Annotated in this window: 17 protein-coding genes and 1 pseudogene; 12 read left to right on the top strand and 6 right to left on the bottom strand. The window is 69.1% G+C overall.

The window, feature by feature from the left end:
• Positions 1-17: 17 nt before the first annotated feature.
• Complete coding sequence (locus BMG523DRAFT_RS06720) at positions 18-2,219, bottom strand: RNA degradosome polyphosphate kinase (RefSeq protein ID WP_035731292.1); 2,202 nt, start codon at positions 2,217-2,219, stop codon at positions 18-20.
• Between the two features lie 314 nt (positions 2,220-2,533).
• Between BMG523DRAFT_RS06720 and BMG523DRAFT_RS06715 the strand changes: the two genes are divergently transcribed.
• Positions 2,534-5,005, top strand: a complete 2,472-nt coding sequence (locus tag BMG523DRAFT_RS06715) for a bifunctional diguanylate cyclase/phosphodiesterase (protein ID WP_043590665.1) — start codon at positions 2,534-2,536, stop codon at positions 5,003-5,005.
• 35 nt (positions 5,006-5,040) lie between these two features.
• Here BMG523DRAFT_RS06715 and cofC read toward each other — a convergent pair.
• A pseudogene (cofC, locus tag BMG523DRAFT_RS22760) lies at positions 5,041-5,724 on the bottom strand (2-phospho-L-lactate guanylyltransferase); the annotation flags it as partial.
• Between the two features lie 75 nt (positions 5,725-5,799).
• On the opposite strand from cofC, the gene BMG523DRAFT_RS06710 reads away from it, so the two are divergent.
• On the top strand, positions 5,800-6,057 hold the full coding sequence (locus tag BMG523DRAFT_RS06710) for a hypothetical protein (RefSeq protein WP_011437991.1): 258 nt from the start codon (positions 5,800-5,802) through the stop codon (positions 6,055-6,057).
• Positions 6,054-7,064: an NAD(P)H-dependent glycerol-3-phosphate dehydrogenase gene (locus BMG523DRAFT_RS06705; RefSeq protein WP_011437990.1), complete on the top strand. Its 1,011-nt coding sequence runs from the start codon at positions 6,054-6,056 to the stop codon at positions 7,062-7,064. Before BMG523DRAFT_RS06710 ends, BMG523DRAFT_RS06705 begins: the two co-directional genes overlap by 4 nt.
• Positions 7,065-7,106: 42 nt before the next feature.
• On the opposite strand, the gene murA is transcribed toward BMG523DRAFT_RS06705, so the two are convergent.
• Entirely contained in the window at positions 7,107-8,528 is a 1,422-nt protein-coding gene (murA, locus tag BMG523DRAFT_RS06700) for a UDP-N-acetylglucosamine 1-carboxyvinyltransferase (protein WP_011437989.1), read from the bottom strand.
• Between the two features lie 109 nt (positions 8,529-8,637).
• Positions 8,638-9,471: a bifunctional hydroxymethylpyrimidine kinase/phosphomethylpyrimidine kinase gene (gene thiD / locus BMG523DRAFT_RS06695; protein ID WP_011437988.1), complete on the bottom strand. Its 834-nt coding sequence runs from the start codon at positions 9,469-9,471 to the stop codon at positions 8,638-8,640.
• A gap of 247 nt (positions 9,472-9,718) precedes the next feature.
• Here thiD and BMG523DRAFT_RS06690 point away from each other — a divergent pair, with 247 nt between their 5' ends.
• Together BMG523DRAFT_RS06690 and BMG523DRAFT_RS06685 are read left to right on the top strand one after the other, a co-directional pair.
• Positions 9,719-9,952, top strand: coding sequence for an Lrp/AsnC family transcriptional regulator (locus BMG523DRAFT_RS06690; protein ID WP_011437987.1), 234 nt, complete (start codon positions 9,719-9,721; stop codon positions 9,950-9,952).
• Positions 9,953-10,018: 66 nt separating this feature from the next.
• Positions 10,019-10,633 carry a DUF3515 family protein gene (locus BMG523DRAFT_RS06685; RefSeq protein ID WP_011437986.1) on the top strand — a complete coding sequence of 205 codons (615 nt, stop codon included), beginning with the start codon at positions 10,019-10,021 and terminating at the stop codon, positions 10,631-10,633.
• 77 nt (positions 10,634-10,710) lie between these two features.
• Here BMG523DRAFT_RS06685 and BMG523DRAFT_RS06680 read toward each other — a convergent pair whose 3' ends face one another.
• Entirely contained in the window at positions 10,711-11,862 is a 1,152-nt protein-coding gene (locus tag BMG523DRAFT_RS06680; RefSeq protein ID WP_023840234.1) for a D-alanine--D-alanine ligase family protein, read from the bottom strand.
• A 138-nt stretch (positions 11,863-12,000) separates the two neighbouring features.
• On the bottom strand, positions 12,001-12,189 hold the full coding sequence (rpmB, locus tag BMG523DRAFT_RS22755; protein ID WP_011437984.1) for a 50S ribosomal protein L28: 189 nt from the start codon (positions 12,187-12,189) through the stop codon (positions 12,001-12,003).
• 252 nt (positions 12,190-12,441) lie between these two features.
• On the opposite strand from rpmB, the gene recG reads away from it, so the two are divergent.
• The 7 genes from recG to rnc all read left to right on the top strand — a co-directional run bounded on the left by recG (position 12,442) and on the right by rnc (position 18,817).
• A complete protein-coding gene (gene recG / locus BMG523DRAFT_RS06675; RefSeq protein ID WP_035958175.1) occupies positions 12,442-14,637 on the top strand; it encodes an ATP-dependent DNA helicase RecG in 2,196 nt (731 codons plus the stop codon).
• 12 nt (positions 14,638-14,649) lie between these two features.
• On the top strand, positions 14,650-15,207 hold the full coding sequence (gene rsmD / locus BMG523DRAFT_RS06670; RefSeq protein WP_011437982.1) for a 16S rRNA (guanine(966)-N(2))-methyltransferase RsmD: 558 nt from the start codon (positions 14,650-14,652) through the stop codon (positions 15,205-15,207).
• On the top strand, positions 15,204-15,692 hold the full coding sequence (coaD, locus tag BMG523DRAFT_RS06665; protein ID WP_011437981.1) for a pantetheine-phosphate adenylyltransferase: 489 nt from the start codon (positions 15,204-15,206) through the stop codon (positions 15,690-15,692). Before rsmD ends, coaD begins: the two co-directional genes overlap by 4 nt.
• A gap of 466 nt (positions 15,693-16,158) precedes the next feature.
• Positions 16,159-16,770 carry a DUF177 domain-containing protein gene (locus BMG523DRAFT_RS06660; protein WP_011437980.1) on the top strand — a complete coding sequence of 204 codons (612 nt, stop codon included), beginning with the start codon at positions 16,159-16,161 and terminating at the stop codon, positions 16,768-16,770.
• On the top strand, positions 16,770-16,940 hold the full coding sequence (gene rpmF, locus BMG523DRAFT_RS06655; protein WP_011437979.1) for a 50S ribosomal protein L32: 171 nt from the start codon (positions 16,770-16,772) through the stop codon (positions 16,938-16,940). The genes BMG523DRAFT_RS06660 and rpmF overlap by 1 nt, the downstream gene beginning before the upstream one ends.
• Before the next feature lie 6 nt (positions 16,941-16,946).
• A complete protein-coding gene (locus tag BMG523DRAFT_RS06650) occupies positions 16,947-18,008 on the top strand; it encodes a phosphate--acyl-ACP acyltransferase (RefSeq protein ID WP_023840231.1) in 1,062 nt (353 codons plus the stop codon).
• Positions 18,005-18,817, top strand: coding sequence for a ribonuclease III (gene rnc, locus BMG523DRAFT_RS06645; protein WP_011437977.1), 813 nt, complete (start codon positions 18,005-18,007; stop codon positions 18,815-18,817). The genes BMG523DRAFT_RS06650 and rnc overlap by 4 nt, the downstream gene beginning before the upstream one ends.
• Positions 18,818-18,843 lie beyond the last annotated feature (26 nt).

The following is an 18,843-nucleotide window of genomic DNA, read 5'->3' as shown; positions in this document are numbered from 1 at the left end:
CGGTGCGGGCGCCGGGCTTACCGGTGCCCGCGCCGCATGGCGTCGGCCATCAGGTCGTGCTGGTAGTCCGACAGGCGAACGTCGTCCGGCCCGGTCGTGCGTCGTTCCCAGCGGCCGTCGGACTGCAGCACCCAGGCGGACACCTCGTCGGAGAACGCATGGTCGAGCATCTGCCGCAGGGTGTCTCGCCGGTCCGGGTGCGGGACGCGCACGAGTGCCTCGATACGGCGGTCGAGATTGCGGTGCATCATGTCCGCGCTGCCGATCCAGAACTCGCCAGACGAGGTGAACTCGAGGACCCGGCTGTGCTCCAGGAACCGCCCCAGGATCGAGCGCACGTGGACCGTCTCCGACAGGCCCGGCACTCCGGGACGTAGGGCGCAGATCCCGCGGACCAGGCAGTGCACGGGTACCCCGGCGATGGAGGCGTGATACAGCGCGTCGATCACCTGTTCGTCGACAAGGCTGTTGACCTTGATGCGGATCCCGGACTCCCCGCCCCCCCGGGCAGCCTGGGCCTCGGCTTCGATCCGCTGCAGGATGCCGTCCCGCATGTGCTGCGGGGCGACCAACAGCGAGCGGTACTCCGTCTGTCGGCTGTAGCCGGTGAGGACGTTGAACAGGTCGGTGAGATCCGCGCCCACGCCCGGGTCGGCGGTCAGCAGCCCGAGGTCCTCGTAGAGCCGAGCGGTCTTGGGGTTGTAGTTGCCGGTACCCACATGGCAGTAGCGGCGCAGGCCGCCGCGTTCCTGGCGTACCACGAGGCAGGTCTTGCAGTGGGTCTTCAGGCCGATGAGACCGTAGACCACGTGGCAGCCGGCCCGTTCCAGCTCGCGGGCCCAGCGGATGTTGGCGCTCTCGTCGAACCGGGCCTTGATCTCGACGAGGACGACGACCTGCTTTCCCGCCTCGGCCGCGCCGATGAGGGCATCCACGATGGGGGAGTCCCCGGACGTGCGATAGAGCGTCTGCTTGATGGCGAGAACATGCGGATCGGCCGCCGCCTGCTCGATGAACCGCTGAACGGACGTGGTGAACGAGTCGTACGGGTGGTGGACGAGGATGTCGCCCTCCCGGAGCACGCTGAAGAAGTCCGGTGTCTCGCCGTCATCGGTCGTCAGCCGCCGATGTGTGATCGGGACCCGCGGCGTATCTTTCAGCTCCGGGCGGTCGAGGTCGTAGAGAGCCCACAGGGTCGACAGGTCGAGCAGGCCGGCGACCCGATGTACCTCGCGCTCGGTGATCTCCAGCTCCCGCATCAGCAGGGTGAGCAGATCATCATCGATGTCGGCGTCCACTTCCAGGCGGACGGCGGGACCGAACCGGCGCCGGGCGAGCTCGCGCTCCAGAGCCTGGAGCAGATCCTCCGCCTCGTCCTCCTCGACTTCGAGGTCGGCGTTGCGGGTGACCCGGAACAGATGGGAGTCGATCACTTCCATGCCCGGGAACAGCTGGGAGAGATGGGCAGCGATCACTTCCTCCAGCGGGACGAAGCATGCGCTCGCCTGGGGGGCCAGACCCCCCGGGACACCGGCCGTGTCGGTAGGCTCCACCGCTACGGGGACCAGCCGAGGAACGTTCTGGGGCACCTTCACCCGGGCGAAGCGGTCGACCTCCCCGCCCGGGTCACGGACCTGGACGGCCAGATTGAGCGACAGCCCGCTGATGTAGGGGAAGGGGTGCGCCGGATCGACGGCGAGGGGAGTGAGCACCGGGAAGATCTGTTCGTGGAAGTAGTGGTGCAGCTGATCACGCTGGGTCTCGGTCAGCTGGGGCCAGAACCGGATGCTGATCCCGGCATGGGCCAGCGACGGCCCCACCTCGTCGGTGAAGCATCGCGAATGCCGCCGGGTGACCTCGGCCGTCATCGTGCTGATGAGATCGAGTTGTTCCCGGGCGGTCAGCCCGTCGGCGGAGCGGACGGCCAGTCCCGTCGCCTCGCGTCGCATCAGCCCCGCGACCCGGACCATGTAGAACTCGTCCAGGTTGCTGGCGAAGATCGCTAGGAACTTCGCGCGCTCCAGCAGGGGCGTGGACACGTCCTCGGCGAGCGCGAGGACCCGGGCGTTGAAGTCGAGCCAGGACGCCTCCCGGTTGATGAAGCGGCCGGCGGGCAGGTCGGACGGCGCCGGCTGACGCGGCGCCTCCAGGGGCTCGAGCAGGCCACTGCGGGCCTTGCGCTGAGGCTGTTCAGGACGGGTCGCCATCAGCTCGCTCATGCCTGTAGATGGTGCCAGTCCCCGATGGACTCGGCAGCATCGATGTGGCATCTCTGGCAGCGGGGGCCGGGCGGGACCCGCATCGCCGGTCTGACCCCGATCCGGACACTGGCAGAGACCGCGCGGCACGCGAAGTATTCGCCTACTCTTTGTGATATAGCGATCACGCGCTACGGTGCCGAGAAGCGCCGTCGCGCTCGTTTGTACCTTATCGTGATGTAGCGGGCCGTTTCCGTGGTCCGGTCGGATCCCTCTGCCCCAGGCGGCCGACTGCCCCAGGCGGCCAGCACAGGGGGAGGAGGGCGGGACGAGGGATGCTCGTCGACGCCGCCGCGATCGCCGCGGGCCTGACCGCGACACTGAGTTGTGCCCGGGCCGGTCGCCGTCTCGGTCGAGTACGGGGCCGCTGGTTGGTGTGGCTGTCCTTCGCGCTGGCGACCTGGACGGTTGGACAGGCCGGATGGATGCTGCACCGCTGGGACGGGGCATCGGTCGGAGGGCGGACGGCGACGGATGCCGGGTATCTCACCGACGCCGGCCAACTCGCCATGCCGGTCCTCGCACTCGCCGCCTTCGCGGCTGTTCCCGCGGGTCGGGCGCGTCGATCACGACCGCGCGCGGGCGTGCTGGCGCCGGCAGGGATGGCCGGCCTCGCCGGGGGCACCCACCGCTGGCCGCCGAGTTCCTCGCGGCTCACCCGCGTCGCCGGGGCGGGCGGCGAGGGGGTGGCCGCCGCCTACCCGCGCGCCAGTCCGGCCACCGCGTTCGACGAGGTCATACTCGGCAACTCCCTGTTCCTGCTCGCCTGGTCCGGGGTGCTCGCCGGGATCGACGAAGTGGACTCCTCCCGCCCGCCGCAGCCGGTGGAGCATCTCCTCGCGGTTGCGCATCCGATCGTCGTGCTGCTATTGATCATCGCATTCCTGCACGTGGCAGGCTTCCGGCAACCGGTGGACCTGCCCGCCGTCGCGATCGCCGGAACCGGACTGGTGTGCCTCGCGGTCGCCGGCGTATGGATCGTTCAGCTCGACGGCAGGGATCCCACGATGACGGGTTCCTGCTCGGTCGCCGGTGCCCTGTTGATCGTCCTTGCGGCATCGCGTGCCGGCCGGGGGGACGGCCGGGAGAACGGCCGGGAGAACGGCCGGGAGGACGGCCGCCGGTCTCGCCGGTGGCCCGTTCACGGCGAACTGCTCGGATGGCTGTGGCCGGCGGTCCCCTATGTCGCCGCGGCCGTGGTCGCGGCGCTTCTGCTGGGGCGGGCCCACGGCGGAGTCATTCTCGATCCGGTCGAGATTATCGGGGGTGCGACGCTCGTCCTCACCGTCCTCGTCCGGCAGCTGACGACCCTGCGGGTGAGTCAGCGGTTGGCGAGCCGGGTCGGCGAGGCCGAGCACGAGGTGCGGCACTGGACATCCCATGACCCGTTGACCGAGCTGGCCAACCGCACCCTGTTCCACCAGCGGCTCACCGACGCCCTCGCCGCGAGCCGCCACGACGGCCGTGACGTGGCCGTCCTGTACTGCGACCTCGACGACTTCCGGGTCGTCAACGACAGCCTCGGGCACGCCGCAGGTGATCATCTGCTGCGCGCGGTCGGGCAACGGCTACGACACTGCGTAGGCACGTCGGACACCGTGGCGAGGCTCGGCTCCGACGAGTTCGCCGTGCTGTTGGACGGTGGGCGGGAACTGCCCGAGACCGTCGCCGAACGGGTCCTGGCCGCGCTGCGCCAGCCGGCGCAGGCCGCCGGTCACCTCTGGCCGGTCCGCGGGAGTGTGGGGCTGGTCGTCGCGTGCCGGACCCAGGAGACCACCGAGGCGCTGCTCCGGCGGGCCGACACGGCCGTCCACACGGCAAAACGAACGGGAAAGAACCGTCTGGTGGTCTACCGGCCCGGACTGTGCCCGCCCAGCGCCGGCACGCACCTCGCCGACGCCTTGGCCACCGCCCTGCGCAGGGGAGGACGGTCGGCCGGCTTCGACGTGCACTACCAGCCCATCGTGCGGCTGCGCGATCGCAGTCCGGTCGCCCTGGAGGCCCTCGCCCGATGGACGGAGCCGGGGCGTGGACCGGTGCCACCGGGCACCTTTGTCGCGGCCGCGGAGGACGGCGGCATCGTCGGCGCCCTCGACGACATGGTCCTCACCCAGGCCTGCGCGGAGGTCGCCGTGGCGTACCCGGCCTCGGCACTGCGGCTGCACGTGAACGTCTCAGCCAGCAGGATCGCCGACACCACGCTGCTCGACAGCGTCGCCCAGGCGCTGGCGGCCAGTCGGTTCGACCCGGGCAGGCTGGTGGTCGAGATCACCGAAACGAGCCGGATTGACGATCTGCGCGGCGCACGCGAGGTGTTGAACGAGGTTCGTGCGCTGGGGGTGGCGGTCGCGCTCGACGATGTCGGTGCCGGCCACAGCACATTGGCCGCCCTCCATCAACTGCCGGTGGACGTCGTGAAGCTCGATCGGACGCTGCTCGAACCACCGCCCAGGGACGGACACCGGGTGGCGACGATGCGTCGATCGATGATCAGTCTCGCGCACGCCCTCGGTGCCGTCGTCGTGGCCGAGGGCATCGAGCGGGAAGGACAGATCGCCGAGCTCGAGGAGCTGGGTTGCGAGCTGGGTCAGGGATACTTCTTCGCCCGACCTGGTCCGCTCGCGTCGCTCACGATCCGGCGCTGGGTTCCGCCTACGATCCCCGGTGGTACGGACAGCCCTGACTCCGCCGAGGTGCCCGATTCGCCGCCGGATCCGCCGGAGTCCTCCGCCACGAGCGGGGAGTGATACCCGGCGGTCAGCGCCGCCCTGGTGGCCCGGCCTACCCCCAGGTCCCGGGCCTGCGCCAGATCCGCCAGCGTGTCGACGTCACGTCGCAGTCCCGGTACCGAGCCACCGAGGGTTCCCGTCAGATCCACCGCTCCGGAGCGACGGTGCGTGGCGTGACTGTGTGGTCCGAATGCGGGCTGCAGGGTGGCGCCGGCCGACGCGGTCAGCAGAACGGTTCCCGTTCCGGTCGCGTCGGCGAGAACCGCTCGACGGTGCTGGCTCGCCTCGGACAGCGCCTGATGCAGCTCGGGGGGGCGCAGCGCGGGAAGGTCGGCGGAGAGGGCAGCCACCGCACGGGTGGGCCAGCGGGCCGAGGCCAGCGCGGCGCCGTGCACCAGAGCGGGATTGAGACCTCGGTCGGGTTCGTCCGGAATCACGACGAGCCGAGCACTCCTCGCAGCCGGGGAAAGATTCGGTTGATCTGCGCCAATATAGTGGGAATTGAGGAGAGTCGACAGGGCGTGGTCGGCCGTCCGATCGTTCGTTACGATCATCACGGCGCCGACCAGATCGGTCTCGGACTCAAGTACCGCCATCACCGTGTCCAAGGCCATCGCAAGGGCCAGCCGGCTCCGGTCGGGGCGGTCCAGCCGGGTCTTCGCCCGGGTGAGGTTCTTCAGCGGCAGCACGACCGTCCAGGACACTCCGTTTCGTGGGAGCCACACGAAGGCGACCATAGGCCATGCCGACCCCGCGGTGCGCCGGGTCCTGCGTGCGCGGGCTGAACGCCGGAGCCGTGGCGCGTCCCCGGCATGCGGCGCATCCTGCGTGGTACCCGCCAGATCGGCGTCTACGGTCAGAGTGAGGACGCGGCGGACGCGGCGCGATGCGAGGTGTCCAGCCGGCCGGGCGTCGATACCAGGCACGCGATCCATCCGGAGGGCACAATTATTGTCGATTCCCGCCACAAGGTAGAAAACGCCTCGATCGGTGGCGCCTTCCTCGTACCCATCGTCGGGGTCGCGATCACTCCCCCCGCTCGGCCGGACGTTTCCTGGGGAACCAGGTGAGACGGGCCGCGGTGCTTACGGCCGGGTCCTGGGGAAGTGTGTTCGCGAAGGTCCTCGCGGATGCCGGAGCACGGGTCAACCTGGTCGCCCGTGACCCTGAGATCGTCCGGGCGGTCAACACCCGCCAGGTCAATCCGCGCTATCTGCCGGCGATCCAGCTGCCGGACCGGGTGCGCGCGATGTCCGACGCGGGGGAGGCGCTGGCCGGCGCGGAGTTCGTGGTGCTGGCCGTACCGTCTCAGGCGCTGCGCTCCGTCCTCGCCGGATGGGCGCCCCTGATTGGGCCCGACGCCGTCTACGTCAGCCTGATGAAGGGGGTGGAGGTGGGCAGCCAGTTGCGGATGAGCGAGGTCATCACGCAGGTCACAGGCGTGTCGCCGGACCGGATCGCGGTGGTGAGCGGTCCGAATCTGGCGCCCGAGATCGCCGCCGAGCAGCCGGCGGCGACTGTGGTCGCCAGTACCTCGACGAGCACGGCGGAGGCCGTCCAGGCGGCGTGCTGGACGCCCTATTTCCGCCCCTACACCAACACCGACGTGATCGGCTGCGAGCTGGGCGGAGCGATCAAGAACGTCATCGCACTGGCTGCCGGCATGCTGGAGGGAATGGGCTTCGGCACCAACAGCCTCGCCTCGTTGATGACGCGCGGCCTGGCCGAGACCCTCCGACTCGGGGTCGCGCTGGGTGCCGATCCGATGACATTCGCGGGACTGGCGGGACTGGGGGATCTCGTGGCGACCTGCGGCTCCCCGCTCTCGCGCAACCGCACCTTCGGCGAGAAACTCGGGCGTGGCCTCACGCTCGCGCAGGTGGAGGCCGAACAGCAGCAGGTCGCCGAGGGGGTGCGCTCCTGCCGCCCCCTGCTCGCCATGGCCGATGACCTGGGCGTCGCCATGCCGATCACCCGCCAGGTCGAACGGGTCCTCTATGAGGGTCTTCCCCCGATGGAGGCCGTCAAGGATCTGATGAGTCGGGAGCCGGGCCCGGAGTACCGGCTCCGTCCCTGACCTGCGTGTCCCTGACCTGCATGCGCCTGGCCTGCACGCGCCTCACCTGCATGCGCCTGGCCCGGCAGCACCGTCGTTCCGGTCAGGTCGGGGCGTGGTCGGTGCCGGGGGCGAACCCACGGCCTGCGTGTCAATGAACGCTCCGATCGAGCGCAGCTTACCCACCGGGTCCTCGTAACCGCGTTCGAGGAAACGGGTCCCGCGGATGATGCTGGTGCCGTCGGCCACCAGCGCGGCCAGCACGTAGGCAAAGCCGGCGCGCAGGTCGGGGATCGCCAGATCACCGCCGGTGAGGGAGGTCGGCCCGCTCACGACCGCCGAATGCTCGAAGTCCCGGGACGCGAACCGGCAGGCCTTCCCACCGAGGCACAGGGTCGACAGGGCGATGTCGGCGCCCATCTCGGCCAGTTGTCTGGTGTATCCGAACCGGTCCTCGTAGATCGTCTCGTGGATCACGGAGGCACCCTTGGCCTGGGTGAGCAGGACGACCAGGGGCTGCTGCCAGTCGGTCATGAACCCGGGGTGTACGTCGGTCTGCACATGTGACGCGGTCAACGGCTGGGCCCGGAAGAAGGTCATGCCCCGCGGGGTGACCTCGAACTCGCCACCGAGCCGGCGGAGGTGGTTGAGGAAGGTCGCCAGATGTTCCTGGCGGGCACCGACCACCTCCACCCTGCCGTTGGTGGCCACCGCGGCCGAGGCGAAGGACGCGGCTTCGATGCGGTCGTGGATCGGGGCATGGGTGGCTCCCCGCAGTGCGTCGACCCCCTGCACCACGATCGTGCGGTCGACTTCCACGTCGACGAGGGCGCCCATCTGCTGCAGGAACATGATGAGGTCGATGACCTCCGGTTCCACCGCCGCATTCGAGATGACGGTCGTACCCTGCGCCCGGACCGCGGCCAGGAGCAGGTTCTCGGTCGCGCCGACACTCGGGAACGGCAGCGCGACATGGGTGCCGTGCAGACCCAGCGTCTTGACCTGGACGGAACGCAGCTGCTCGACGATCTCCGCACCCATGGCACGCAGGCCGGCGAGGTGGAAGTCGACGGGACGCTTGCCGATCCGGCAACCGCCGGGCAGCGGGATCACGGCTTCGCCGACGCGGTGCAGGAGCGGGCCCATCATCAGGATCGGTATCCGGTTGACCCCGGAGTAGGCCTCGGACAGCGACGCGTCGATGATCTTTTCGGTGGCGAGTCGCACAGTGTGCTCGTCCAGCCACTCCACCTGGGTGCCGAGTTCGGCGAGCATGCCCAGGACCACGTCGACCTCGGCGATCCGAGGCACCCGGGTCAGGGTGCACGGCTCTGGCGTGAGGAGGGTGGCGACGAGCAGCTTGGTGACCGAGTTCTTGGCCCCGGACGCTTCGACCGAGCCGGTGAGCGGAGCGCCGCCGACGATGCGATACCACCGTCGGTCCGTGCTGGTGGATGGTACCACTCCCGAGCTGTGCGCCCCCACGGGCTACCTCCACGGTGATGATGCGGATGCGTGACGTGCGTCAGGTCACGTGCGGCGGGGCGATTGAACCAGACGCCGCCGGCGCGGCCCGAGCCCGGCTCTCAGGCTGCTACCTACGGTGACGATAGCCGTGGTCTACCGGGCCGATCCCCGCGCCGAGCGGAAAGCCGCTGGCCAGGGCGCCACTGACGTAGGCCTTGGCGGCCTGTGCGGCCTCGACGTGACCACGCCCCTGCGCCAGGTGCGCGGCGATCGCGGAGGCCAGCGTGCATCCGGTGCCATGGGTGTGCCGCCGGTCCAGGCGGGGGCTTCGGAGGACGACCTCGGTGGTCCCGTCGGTGAGCAGGTCGACCGCGTCGCCGGGAAGATGCCCGCCCTTCACCAGCACCCAGCGCGGGCCCAGGGCGAGCATCGCCTCGGCGGCTCTGGGCAGGTCGGCGACGTCCAGCACCTCCACCCCGGTCAGCAGACGTACCTCGTCGAGGTTCGGTGTGGCGATGGTGGCGCGGGGCATGAGCTCCGTACGGACCACCTCGACCGCCTCCGGGGACAGCAGGGGGTCGCCGTGCTTGGAGACGCTGACCGGATCGACCACGACGGGTACGTCGAGCCGCGAGAGTTCGGCGGCGACCAGCGAGACCAGAGCCGCGGAGGAGAGCATCCCCGTCTTCACCGCGTCGACCCCGATGTCCGCCACGACCGCTCTGATCTGGGCTCGGACCGCTTCCGGAGGGAGATCCCACACACCATGGACGCCCAGGGAATTCTGTGCCGTCACCGCGACGATCGCACTCATGCCGTGGACGCCGAGGGCGAGCATCGTCTTGAGATCTGCCTGAATGCCCGCGCCGCCGCCAGAATCCGATCCGGCGATCGTCAGTACGCGGGGCGGGGCGGAGCTCGGTTCCGGCGGCGGCTCGCTCCGGATGCTCCGAGCGTTCACGTGTCTCCTATTCTTCGCTCTGGGTAGCTGCGTCGTGGTTGCCATCACAACCGGGTACCGAGCCGGCCAGCTGACCCCCACGATTGGGGTTCCGGATGAGGCCGGGCGACCCCTCGGTCGGTCCCTGTCGGCCGATCTGAGCAAATTCCTCGACCTCGGAGGCTCTCATCCGGGCCGTTTGCCTGTTACCTTCTGTCGGCCCGTAGTTCTGCTCGACGGGCTGTCGACGTCCGACGAGGGAGCGTCTGTGGTCCACGCGTACATCCTTATCCAGACCGAGGTCGGCAAGTCCTCCTCGGTTGCCAAGGAGATCGAGCAGATCCCCGGGGTCACCCAGGCCGAGGACGTCACCGGCCCCTATGACGTCATCGTCCGGGCGGAGGCGGCCACCGTCGATGACCTCGGGAAGATGGTCATGGCGAGAGTGCAGTCGGTCGACGGCATCACCCGCACGCTGACCTGCCCGGTCGTTCACTTCTGAGCTTCTCCGCCGCTGAAGCTCCTCCGTCCCGACGTGGGTCAGGTCGGCTCCGGGACGGGGGACCCGGTGGGCGCTCCCGGCTCCCGGCTCGCGCCCACCGCCGGGGCCGGGCCACCGGTGACGTCGGTGGCGCGCCAGAATCGGGACATGGCCACCGGTGGTGAGCAAGCCGAGCGGGGCCGACGCCCGGCACGGGGCGGGCGCCGGCCGGGGCGGTCATGTCGGTATCCGGTGTTCGTCGCCTCGTGGGTCCTGCTCGCGCTGGTCGGATGCGGCGGTCCCGGATCGATTCGGCTGACCAACGTGCCGATTCCCGCGGAGTCGGTCCGTTCGTCGTGCGTGGACCTGGTCCACGATCTTCCCCCGTCGCTCGGGGACGACCTCGACCGCCGGACACTGGACCCCCCACAGGCCACGGCGGCGGCCTACGGCGCGGCGCCGGTGGTGCTCACCTGCGGCGCGCCCGGTCTTCCGGCAAGCTACCGTCCCGATGCGATGCTGTCCGTCGTGGACGATGTGGGGTGGTTCGCCGAGAACCTGGGCGGCACGACGGTGCGCTATTCCACCCCCACGCGGCAGCCCCAGGTGGTTCTCACCCTGCCCGCCGACGTGCAGGCGTTCGAGGTACTCGTCTCGGTCGCCCCCGCCGTGCGGGCGCACAGCAGGTCGACGACATCCTGAGACGAGCTCCCGGCCATTCCCGCCCGGCGGAACGCCTCCACGCCGTCACGGGCCCGGGTGGCGCAGGTGCCGGGCGGTCAGCGCAGCCCCGCTCCGTCGCGCAGGGCCAGCCTGACGAGCCGGTCCACCAACTGCGGATAGGTGACCCCGCTCGCCTCCCACATCCGCGGGAACATCGAGGTAGGGGTGAAACCGGGCATCGTGTTGACCTCGTTGATGATCACATGGTCGTCGGCCGTGACAAACATGTCAACCCGCGCGAGCCCGGCGCAGTCCAGGGCCTCGAACGCCGCGATCGCCACTCCCCGGACCTCCTCCCGTACCGCGTGGGACAGGTTGGCCGGGACGTCGAAGTGGGTGGCGTCGGACATGTACTTGGCCTCGAAGTCGTAGAAGCCGGCCGAAGACGTGACGGTGATCTCGGCGGGCACACTCGCCTCGGCACCGGGGCCGTCTAGAATTCCGAGGACCCCGCACTCGATCTCGCGGCCGACGATCGCCGACTCCACCAGGACCTTGGGGTCGCTGGCGCGGGCTGCCTTGATCGCGGTGTCCAGGTCCGCCCAGGCCTCGACCCGGCTGATCCCGATACTCGACCCGCCGCGCGCGGGCTTCACGAAGACGGGCAGCCCCAGCCGTTCCTGGTCGGCCCCGGTGAGTGTGTCACCGGCTCGCAGGACGGCGTAGGAGCCGACGGGAAGGCCGGCGGCCCGCAGCAGTGCCTTCATGTGTTGCTTGTCCATGGCGGCCGCGCTGGCGAACACCCCGGAGCCGACGTAGGGCAGGCCGGCCATCTCCAGGAGACCCTGGACCGTCCCATCCTCCCCAAAGGGGCCGTGGAGCAGCGGGAAGACCACATCGATGTCCCCGGGAATGTCGCTGCTCCCGAGAGCGTCGCTGCTCCCGAGGGTGTTCCTGACAGAGTCGAGGCCGCCGCGGGGGCGGCACGGCAACAGACCGGGCGTCGTCGGATCCGCGGCCAGGACGACGCTCTCACCGTGGGCCGCGACGACGGCGGGCAGTCGGTCTCCCGTCACCGCGAGGGCGGTCGGGTCGTCCGGCAGCACGACCCAGCGGCCATGTGTGTCGATGCCGACGGGGACGACGTCGTAGACGTCACGATCCAGGGCTCGCAGTACACCGCTGGCCGATATACAGGAGATCGCGTGCTCGGTGCTGCGGCCACCGAACAGGAGGGCGAGCCGAATCCGACGCCTGGAGCCTGCCATGCCGGGACACTAACGGATCGGCGTCGGTGACCGGCAGCGTACCCGACGTGGATGTGGCCGCGCTCCGCCTCGACCTCCACGGGAGGCCTGTGTCCGGTGACGCCCCGTCCGGCCGGAGTAACGTCCGGCCCGGAGGGCTCAGGCGCGAGAGACCTTGCCCGCCTTGATGCAGGAAGCGCAGACGTTCAGCCGCTTGGGGGTCCCGCCCACGACCGTGCGCACGGTCTGGATGTTGGGGTTCCACCGACGGCGCGTGCGTCGGTGGGAGTGGGAGACCGACATACCGAAGCCCGGCCCCTTGCCGCAGACGTCACACACCGAAGACACGAGAAACACTCCGTCGAAGTAGTAGCCGAAGTCGAAGTAGTACTGGTCCCGGTAGGCGTGCCCGGGACGTCAGGGGAGTCAGAACCAGAATCGTACGCAACCCGCGACCCTGACGGCGCCGCCGGGGGACGCGCGCAGTGGCGGCCCGCTTGAGGTTACCCCACCTTCTGTGGTCCAGTTCTGTGGTCCAGATGATGCGGCGGGAGCCGGTGGGTCTCGGTACTGTCGGTGCTCCGGTGCACTATCGGTAATGTGGTCGACCTCGACACGCCCCTGAAGGCCCTCGTCGGCGCGCGTGCCGCCGCCCTCCTGGCCGATGGTCTGGAGTTGAGGCTGGTCGGTGATCTGCTGGGGCACCTGCCCCGCCGGTACCATGAGAGAGGCGAGCTGACGGACCTCGCGGACCTCGTCGTCGGTGAGACGGTTACGGTCCAGGCCCGGGTCGAGAAGACGGAACGCCGCCCGATGCGCGGCACCCGGAAGTCGATGGTGCGCGTGACGGTGACGGACGGCCGGCATTCACTGTCGCTGACCTTCTTCAATCAGAGCTGGCGGGAGCGTGACCTACGTCCCGGGACGACCGCGCTGTTCGCCGGCAAGGTCGACGAGTTCCGCGGGCAGCGTCAGCTGACCAACCCGGAGGTCCAGCTCCTCGAACCCGAGGAGAGCGGGGAAGCCGTCAGCGGTGCGCCGTTCGCGAACGCGCTGGTTCCGATCTACCCCGCCTCCGCCAAGGTGCCGAGCTGGACGCTGGCGAGGTGCGTCCGGCTGGCGTTGGACTCTCTCGATCCCGTCGAGGATCCGTTGCCGGACGATCTCCGCAGCCGGTACCGCCTGCCCGCTCTGGCCGAGGCCTTCCGGCTGGTTCACCAGCCCGCGAACCGTGGTGAGATCGCCTCCGGTCGTCGGCGCCTCACCTGGGATGAGGCTCTGGTGTTGCAGGTGGCGTTGGCCCAGCGGCGTCGTGAGGTGGAGGCGCTGGCGACAACACCCCGGCCGCAGCGTCCGGATGGTCTGCTGGCGGCGTTCGATGCCGATCTGCCCTTCCCCCTCACGACGGGCCAGCGCGAGGTGGGGAAGACGATCGCAGCCGAGATCGGTCGGCCCGTTCCGATGCATCGACTGCTACAGGGAGAGGTGGGTTCGGGCAAGACACTGGTCGCCCTGCGGGCGATGCTCACTGTGGTCGACACGGGCGGCCAGGCGGTACTCCTGGCGCCCACCGAAACTCTTGCCGCTCAGCACAGCCGAAGCCTCCGGGAGATGCTCGGCGATCTGGCCCGGGCAGGGGAACTAGGAGCCGATCATCGGGCCACGCGGGTGACGCTGGTCACCGGATCGATGGGAGGGCGTGCGCGGCGGGAGGCTCTGGCGGAGATCGCGGACGGTTCCACCGGTCTGGTGGTCGGTACTCATGCCCTGCTGCACGATGAGGTGATTTTTAACGATCTTGGTCTGATCGTCGTCGACGAACAGCATCGTTTCGGCGTCGAACAGCGGGACGCACTGCGAGCGCGTGGACGACGTCCTCCCCACCTTCTTGTGATGACCGCGACACCGATTCCCCGGACGGTCGCGATGACCGTGTTCGGTGATCTCGAAGTCTCCGAGCTCACCGAACTGCCAGCGGGACGCTCTCCCATCGGGACGTTCGTGGTGCCGGCGAGCCAGAGATCCTGGACGGATCGAATGTGGGGACGAATCCGCGACGAGGTGGCCGCCGGGCATCAGGCCTATGTCGTGTGTCCCCGGATCGGTGCGGGCGGGGAGGACGGGGGCGGGGAGGATGATCCCGCCGAATCCTCGGCTGCCGGTCCGGATTCGCGAGCGTCCCGACCAGCTGCGACAGTGTGTGAGGTGCTGCCCCTGTTGGTGGATGGCGAGTTTGCGGACCTCAGGGTTGAACCGCTGCACGGTCGTCTCGCACCCGGGCAACGGGAGGCCACCATGAACCGATTCGCGGCCGGCGAGGTCGACGTGCTGGTCGCCACCACCGTCATCGAGGTGGGAGTGAACGTACCGAACGCGACAGTGATGGTCGTCCTGGACGCGGACAGGTTCGGCGTGTCCCAGCTGCACCAGCTGCGCGGGAGGGTCGGCCGGGGCACCGCGCCCGGCTGGTGTCTTCTGCATACAGCGGCCGAGCCGGGATCCCCCGCCTGGGAGCGGCTCAGCGCGGTCGCCGCCACCAGCGACGGGGCGAAGCTGGCCCGTCTCGACCTCGCGCAGCGTCGAGAGGGCGATGTGCTCGGGGCCGCCCAGTCCGGCGGACGACGATCCCTGAAGCTCCTGGAACTTCTTCGTGATGAGGACCTGATCCGCGACGCACGCGAGGAGGCCGGTCGCCTGGTTGACGACGACCCCGGGTTGGACCGGCATCCCGCACTGCGCCGGCTGCTCGACGCGGTTCTCGACGACACCAGTGTCGCCTTCCTCGAGAAGGGATGACCGGGTGGCCCGATGACGCGCATCATCAGTGGAACCGCGGGTGGTCGGCGGCTCGTGGTTCCACCCGGAACGACCACCCGTCCGACCTCGGAACGTGCCCGTGAGGGGTTGTTCAACACCTTGTCGACCTGTCTGGATCTGCGGGGTGCTCGGATTGCCGATCTTTATGCCGGGTCTGGTGCGGTCGGTCTGGAAGCGCTGTCTCGGGGTGCCACTCATGCTCTTCTCGTCGACCGCGATCCGGTCGTGATACGCACTCTGCGGCGGAACGTGACAGCGCTGGGACTGTCGGGCGCGAAGATCGCGCAAGCCGCGGTAGAGCGTGTGGTGCAGAACACCTCGGATAATCCCTACGACGTGGTTTTCCTCGATCCGCCGTACGCGATGCGCGATTCGGAACTCGGCGAAGTGCTGTCAAAGCTGCTGGCGGCCGCCTGGTTGACTGCGGACGGTGTCTGCGTTGTCGAAAGATCGCACCGCTCGGGCCCGGTCGCCTGGCCTGACGGGTTGTGTGCGCTGCGCGACCGGAGGTACGGGGAGGGTGCTCTCTGGTACGGTATTCGATCATGAGGAGGGCAGCCTGTCCCGGTTCATTTGATCCGATCACCAACGGTCATCTCGACATCATCGTCCGAGCGAGCAGACTCTTCGACGAGGTCGTGGTCGCCGTATCGATCAACAAGAACAAGGTCACCTTGTTCACCGTCGACGAGCGGATGGAGCTCATCAGAGAGGCCCTGCGTGATCATCCGATGGCGCCGTCCAACGTCCTGGTAGATGCGTCCCACGGGCTGATCGTCGATTTTTGTCGGAGTAGGGGTATCCAGTCGATCGTCAAAGGACTGCGTGCGGTCAGCGACTTCGACTATGAGCTTCAGATGGCGCAGATGAACAATTCGCTTGCGGGCGTGGAGACTCTTTTCATGAGTACGAACCCGCAATATGCCTTTCTGTCCTCCAGTCTGGTGAAGGAGGTCGCGCGTTACGGAGGTGACGTGTCGGGGCTGGTACCGGATGTGGTACTCAAACAGCTCCGTGAGCGCCTCGCTCAGTAACCCCCGCCGGGTGGGTAGCCGCCGACCGACTTCCGCCGGGCTCTCCCGCCGTTCCGGACTGTCCGGGCTCCGGGGCCGGTCGCGGGGGGCGAGCGGCACCCGAGCGGCTTCCTAGGCGGAGGTCCGCCGCCCGCCGGGCTCGGGTGTCCGGAGATCCCGGCAGCCTGATCGGATCGTCCGCGGCACCGATCGGATAGGCTAGGAGACCGTAGTAGCTGACCGGCGTTGGTAGCTGACCGGCTTGGTAGTTGACCGGCTCGGTAGTTGACCGGCTGGAGTCTGTTCGTCGATCCTCTGGGAGGGTCCGGGCCGCTGGGAGGGTCCGGGGTGCCGCTGGGAGGGTCCAGGGTGCCGCTGACGTCGGGCTGCCTCAGTCGTCAGCGACGCCGGGTAGCTACACCACCACGAAGGCCCTGTTTCGGCTGGCCTTCCTGACATTGACGTAGATGTGAATTCGACTGCCGCCATGACTGGATCCCACTTTCGCCGTCGGACCCCGAGGGGTCCCCTTGTACTGGACACCCGTGAGCTCGGTCGTCGGCCCGGGTCGATGCGGCTTGTCCGGGCGCAGGCGGAACTTCCCGCCGATCTCGGAACCGAGATGATGTGGGTGCCGGCCGGCGCAAGCGTCACCCTGGACCTGCGTCTCGAATCGGTGATCGAGGGTGTCCTGGTCAGCGGGAGCGTCGTGGCGCCGCTTCGGGGTGAATGTGCGCGCTGCCTGGACGACGTGTCCGAGGTCAGCATGGTCGAGTTTCGCGAGCTGTTCTACTACCCTGACCGAGCCGTGGACCTGGGTGACGACGAAGATGCTCGGGTACTGATCGATGATCATGCGGACATCGAGCCCGTGGTGCGGGATGCCCTGGTACTCAACCTTCCGCTGTCACCCATCTGCCGTCCGGACTGTGCGGGACTCTGCGTGGACTGCGGGGTGCGTCTCGACGATGTCGAGCCTGGACATTCCCATGCGCGATCCGACCCGAGATGGGCGGCGCTGTCCGCGCTGGCCGGCAGCGGAGCGACGGGAACCGAGAAGGGTCGCACCGACCCTCATGAGAGCAAGGAGAAGGAATAGTGGCCGTCCCGAAGCGGCGCACCTCGCGCAGCAACACCCGGTCCCGGCGTTCGCAGTGGAAGGCCAAGGTGCCGACCCTCGCAAAGTGCTCGCGGGGGCACGTGATCCGGCCGCACACCGTCTGTGGCACGTGCGGCCGGTACAACGACCGTCAGGTGCTTGACGTCTGACCCGGTGTGACACGTATCGCCGTTGACCTGGTGGGGGAGGGGTTGCCTTCCGGGCCTCTCCTCGAGGCATTGCCCAGTGCGCTCGGCGCCGATCCGCATCTGGTGCTCACTCTGGTGACATCCGGTGATACCGTCCGGGATGACCTTGCTCGGCTGGGAATTGTGCCAGGCGAGCGCGTCCTGCTCGCCACGGCCGCTCGCAGCGTTTCGGCGGGCCCGGAGGCATTGCGTGAAGTGCGAGCACGTCGGGACTCCGGCGTCCGGGTGGCGGCGCGCCTGGTCCGTGACGGACATGCCGATGCGATGGTCTCGACAGCCCCGGCCGAAGCCGTGGTCGCCTCGGCTCAGTTCACCTACGGTCTGCTCCCCGGGGCGACACGGGCCACTCTCGCCTCGATTGTCGGCGGGGCGAACGCCCCCGTCGTGCTGTGCGACGCGGGGGCGACGGTTGATGTGACGGCGGACGAACTCGCCCAGTTCGCGGTCGCGGGCAGTGCATACGCCGCGGTTCGCTTCGCCGTCAACGCTCCCCGAGTCGGGCTTCTGACGGCGCGTCCAGCGCTTCCCGACACCTTGCGACGAGCCGCCGACGAGCTGCTCCGATCGCTCGATCTGCACTATGTCGGCCCGCTGACGGCTGATCGGCTCCTCGCGCCTTCGTGGACGGGCGAGCCGGGCGACGGCCAGAAGATCGATCATCGCCGTGGAGTTGACGTGGCGGTCACCGACGGATTCACCGGAGATGTCCTGATGTCCGTCATCCGCGGGATGCGATGGTGGGAATCTCATCGGGGTACGGGGCACCTGTCCAGGGCCGGTCTGGATCCGGGATGGGGAACGTTGGAAGATCCTGATGTGCGGGGGGGAACGATCGTGCTGGGGGTCGATGGTGTCGCGGTCCACGCGGAGCGGGCACCGGATGAAGCCGGCGACAGCCAGGCAGTCGGGCTGCTCGCGGCGCTGAGGGCGGCGTCGGTCGCGGTCCATGCGGACCTGGCCTCTCGGACCAGAGCGGCGATGGCGATCTTGGTGGCGCGTCGCCGGGCCCTGGCCGGGCTGGTCGGATGACCCGCCAGCTGCCACCCCCGCCGCCGCGGGACGGCCTGATCGAGGTACTCGAGGTCGCCATCGACCCCGAGCTGCTCGACCGCGCCCTCACACACCGCTCCTATGCCTATGAGAAGGGCGGCCTGCCCACCAATGAACGCCTGGAGTTCCTGGGCGATGCGGTGCTCGGTCTGGTGGTGACGGCGGCACTGTTCATCCGCCACCCGGATCTTCCCGAGGGGCAGCTCGCCAAGCAGCGGGCCTCGGTTGTGAACATGCGGGCTCTCGCGGACGTGGCACGGGGGATCGGACCCACCGGGCTCGGTCCGTACCTGCTGCTGGGCCGGGGCGAGGAGACCACCGGGGGGCGCGACAAGGCGAGCATTCTCGCCGACACCCTCGAGGCCATCATCGGGGCGGTCTATCTGTCCTCAGGCCTCGACGTGGCCTCCGGTTTCGTGCACCGTCTCTTCGATCCCTTGCTGGACGAGGCCGCCGGCCGAGGCGCAGGGCTTGACTGGAAGACCTCACTGCAGGAACAGACGGCGGTGCTGGCTCTCGGGCCGCCCGAATACATCGTCGAGGAGGCCGGTCCGGACCACGCGAAGCGATTCACCGCCTACGCGAGGATCGCGGGAGAGCCACTGGGCGAGGGCGAAGGGGGAAGCAAGAAGGAGGCCGAGCAGCGGGCGGCCGCCGCGGCTTTCGCGGTTCTCGAGGAACGGTCAGCCTTGGGGCGGGAGGACGGTTCGGGCGCGGACGTCGCCGGCGGAAATCACGAGAAGTCCGCCGTCGGCAGCCTTGATCACGATCAGGTCTCGGGTCTGTGAGAGTGGCTGATCATCAGCTGCCCCGA

Origin of the sequence: Frankia sp. BMG5.23 (assembly GCF_000685765.2) — a bacterium.
Classification (GTDB): domain Bacteria; phylum Actinomycetota; class Actinomycetes; order Frankiales; family Frankiaceae; genus Frankia; species Frankia casuarinae.
This window is presented reverse-complemented; position numbering and strand designations above follow the sequence as displayed.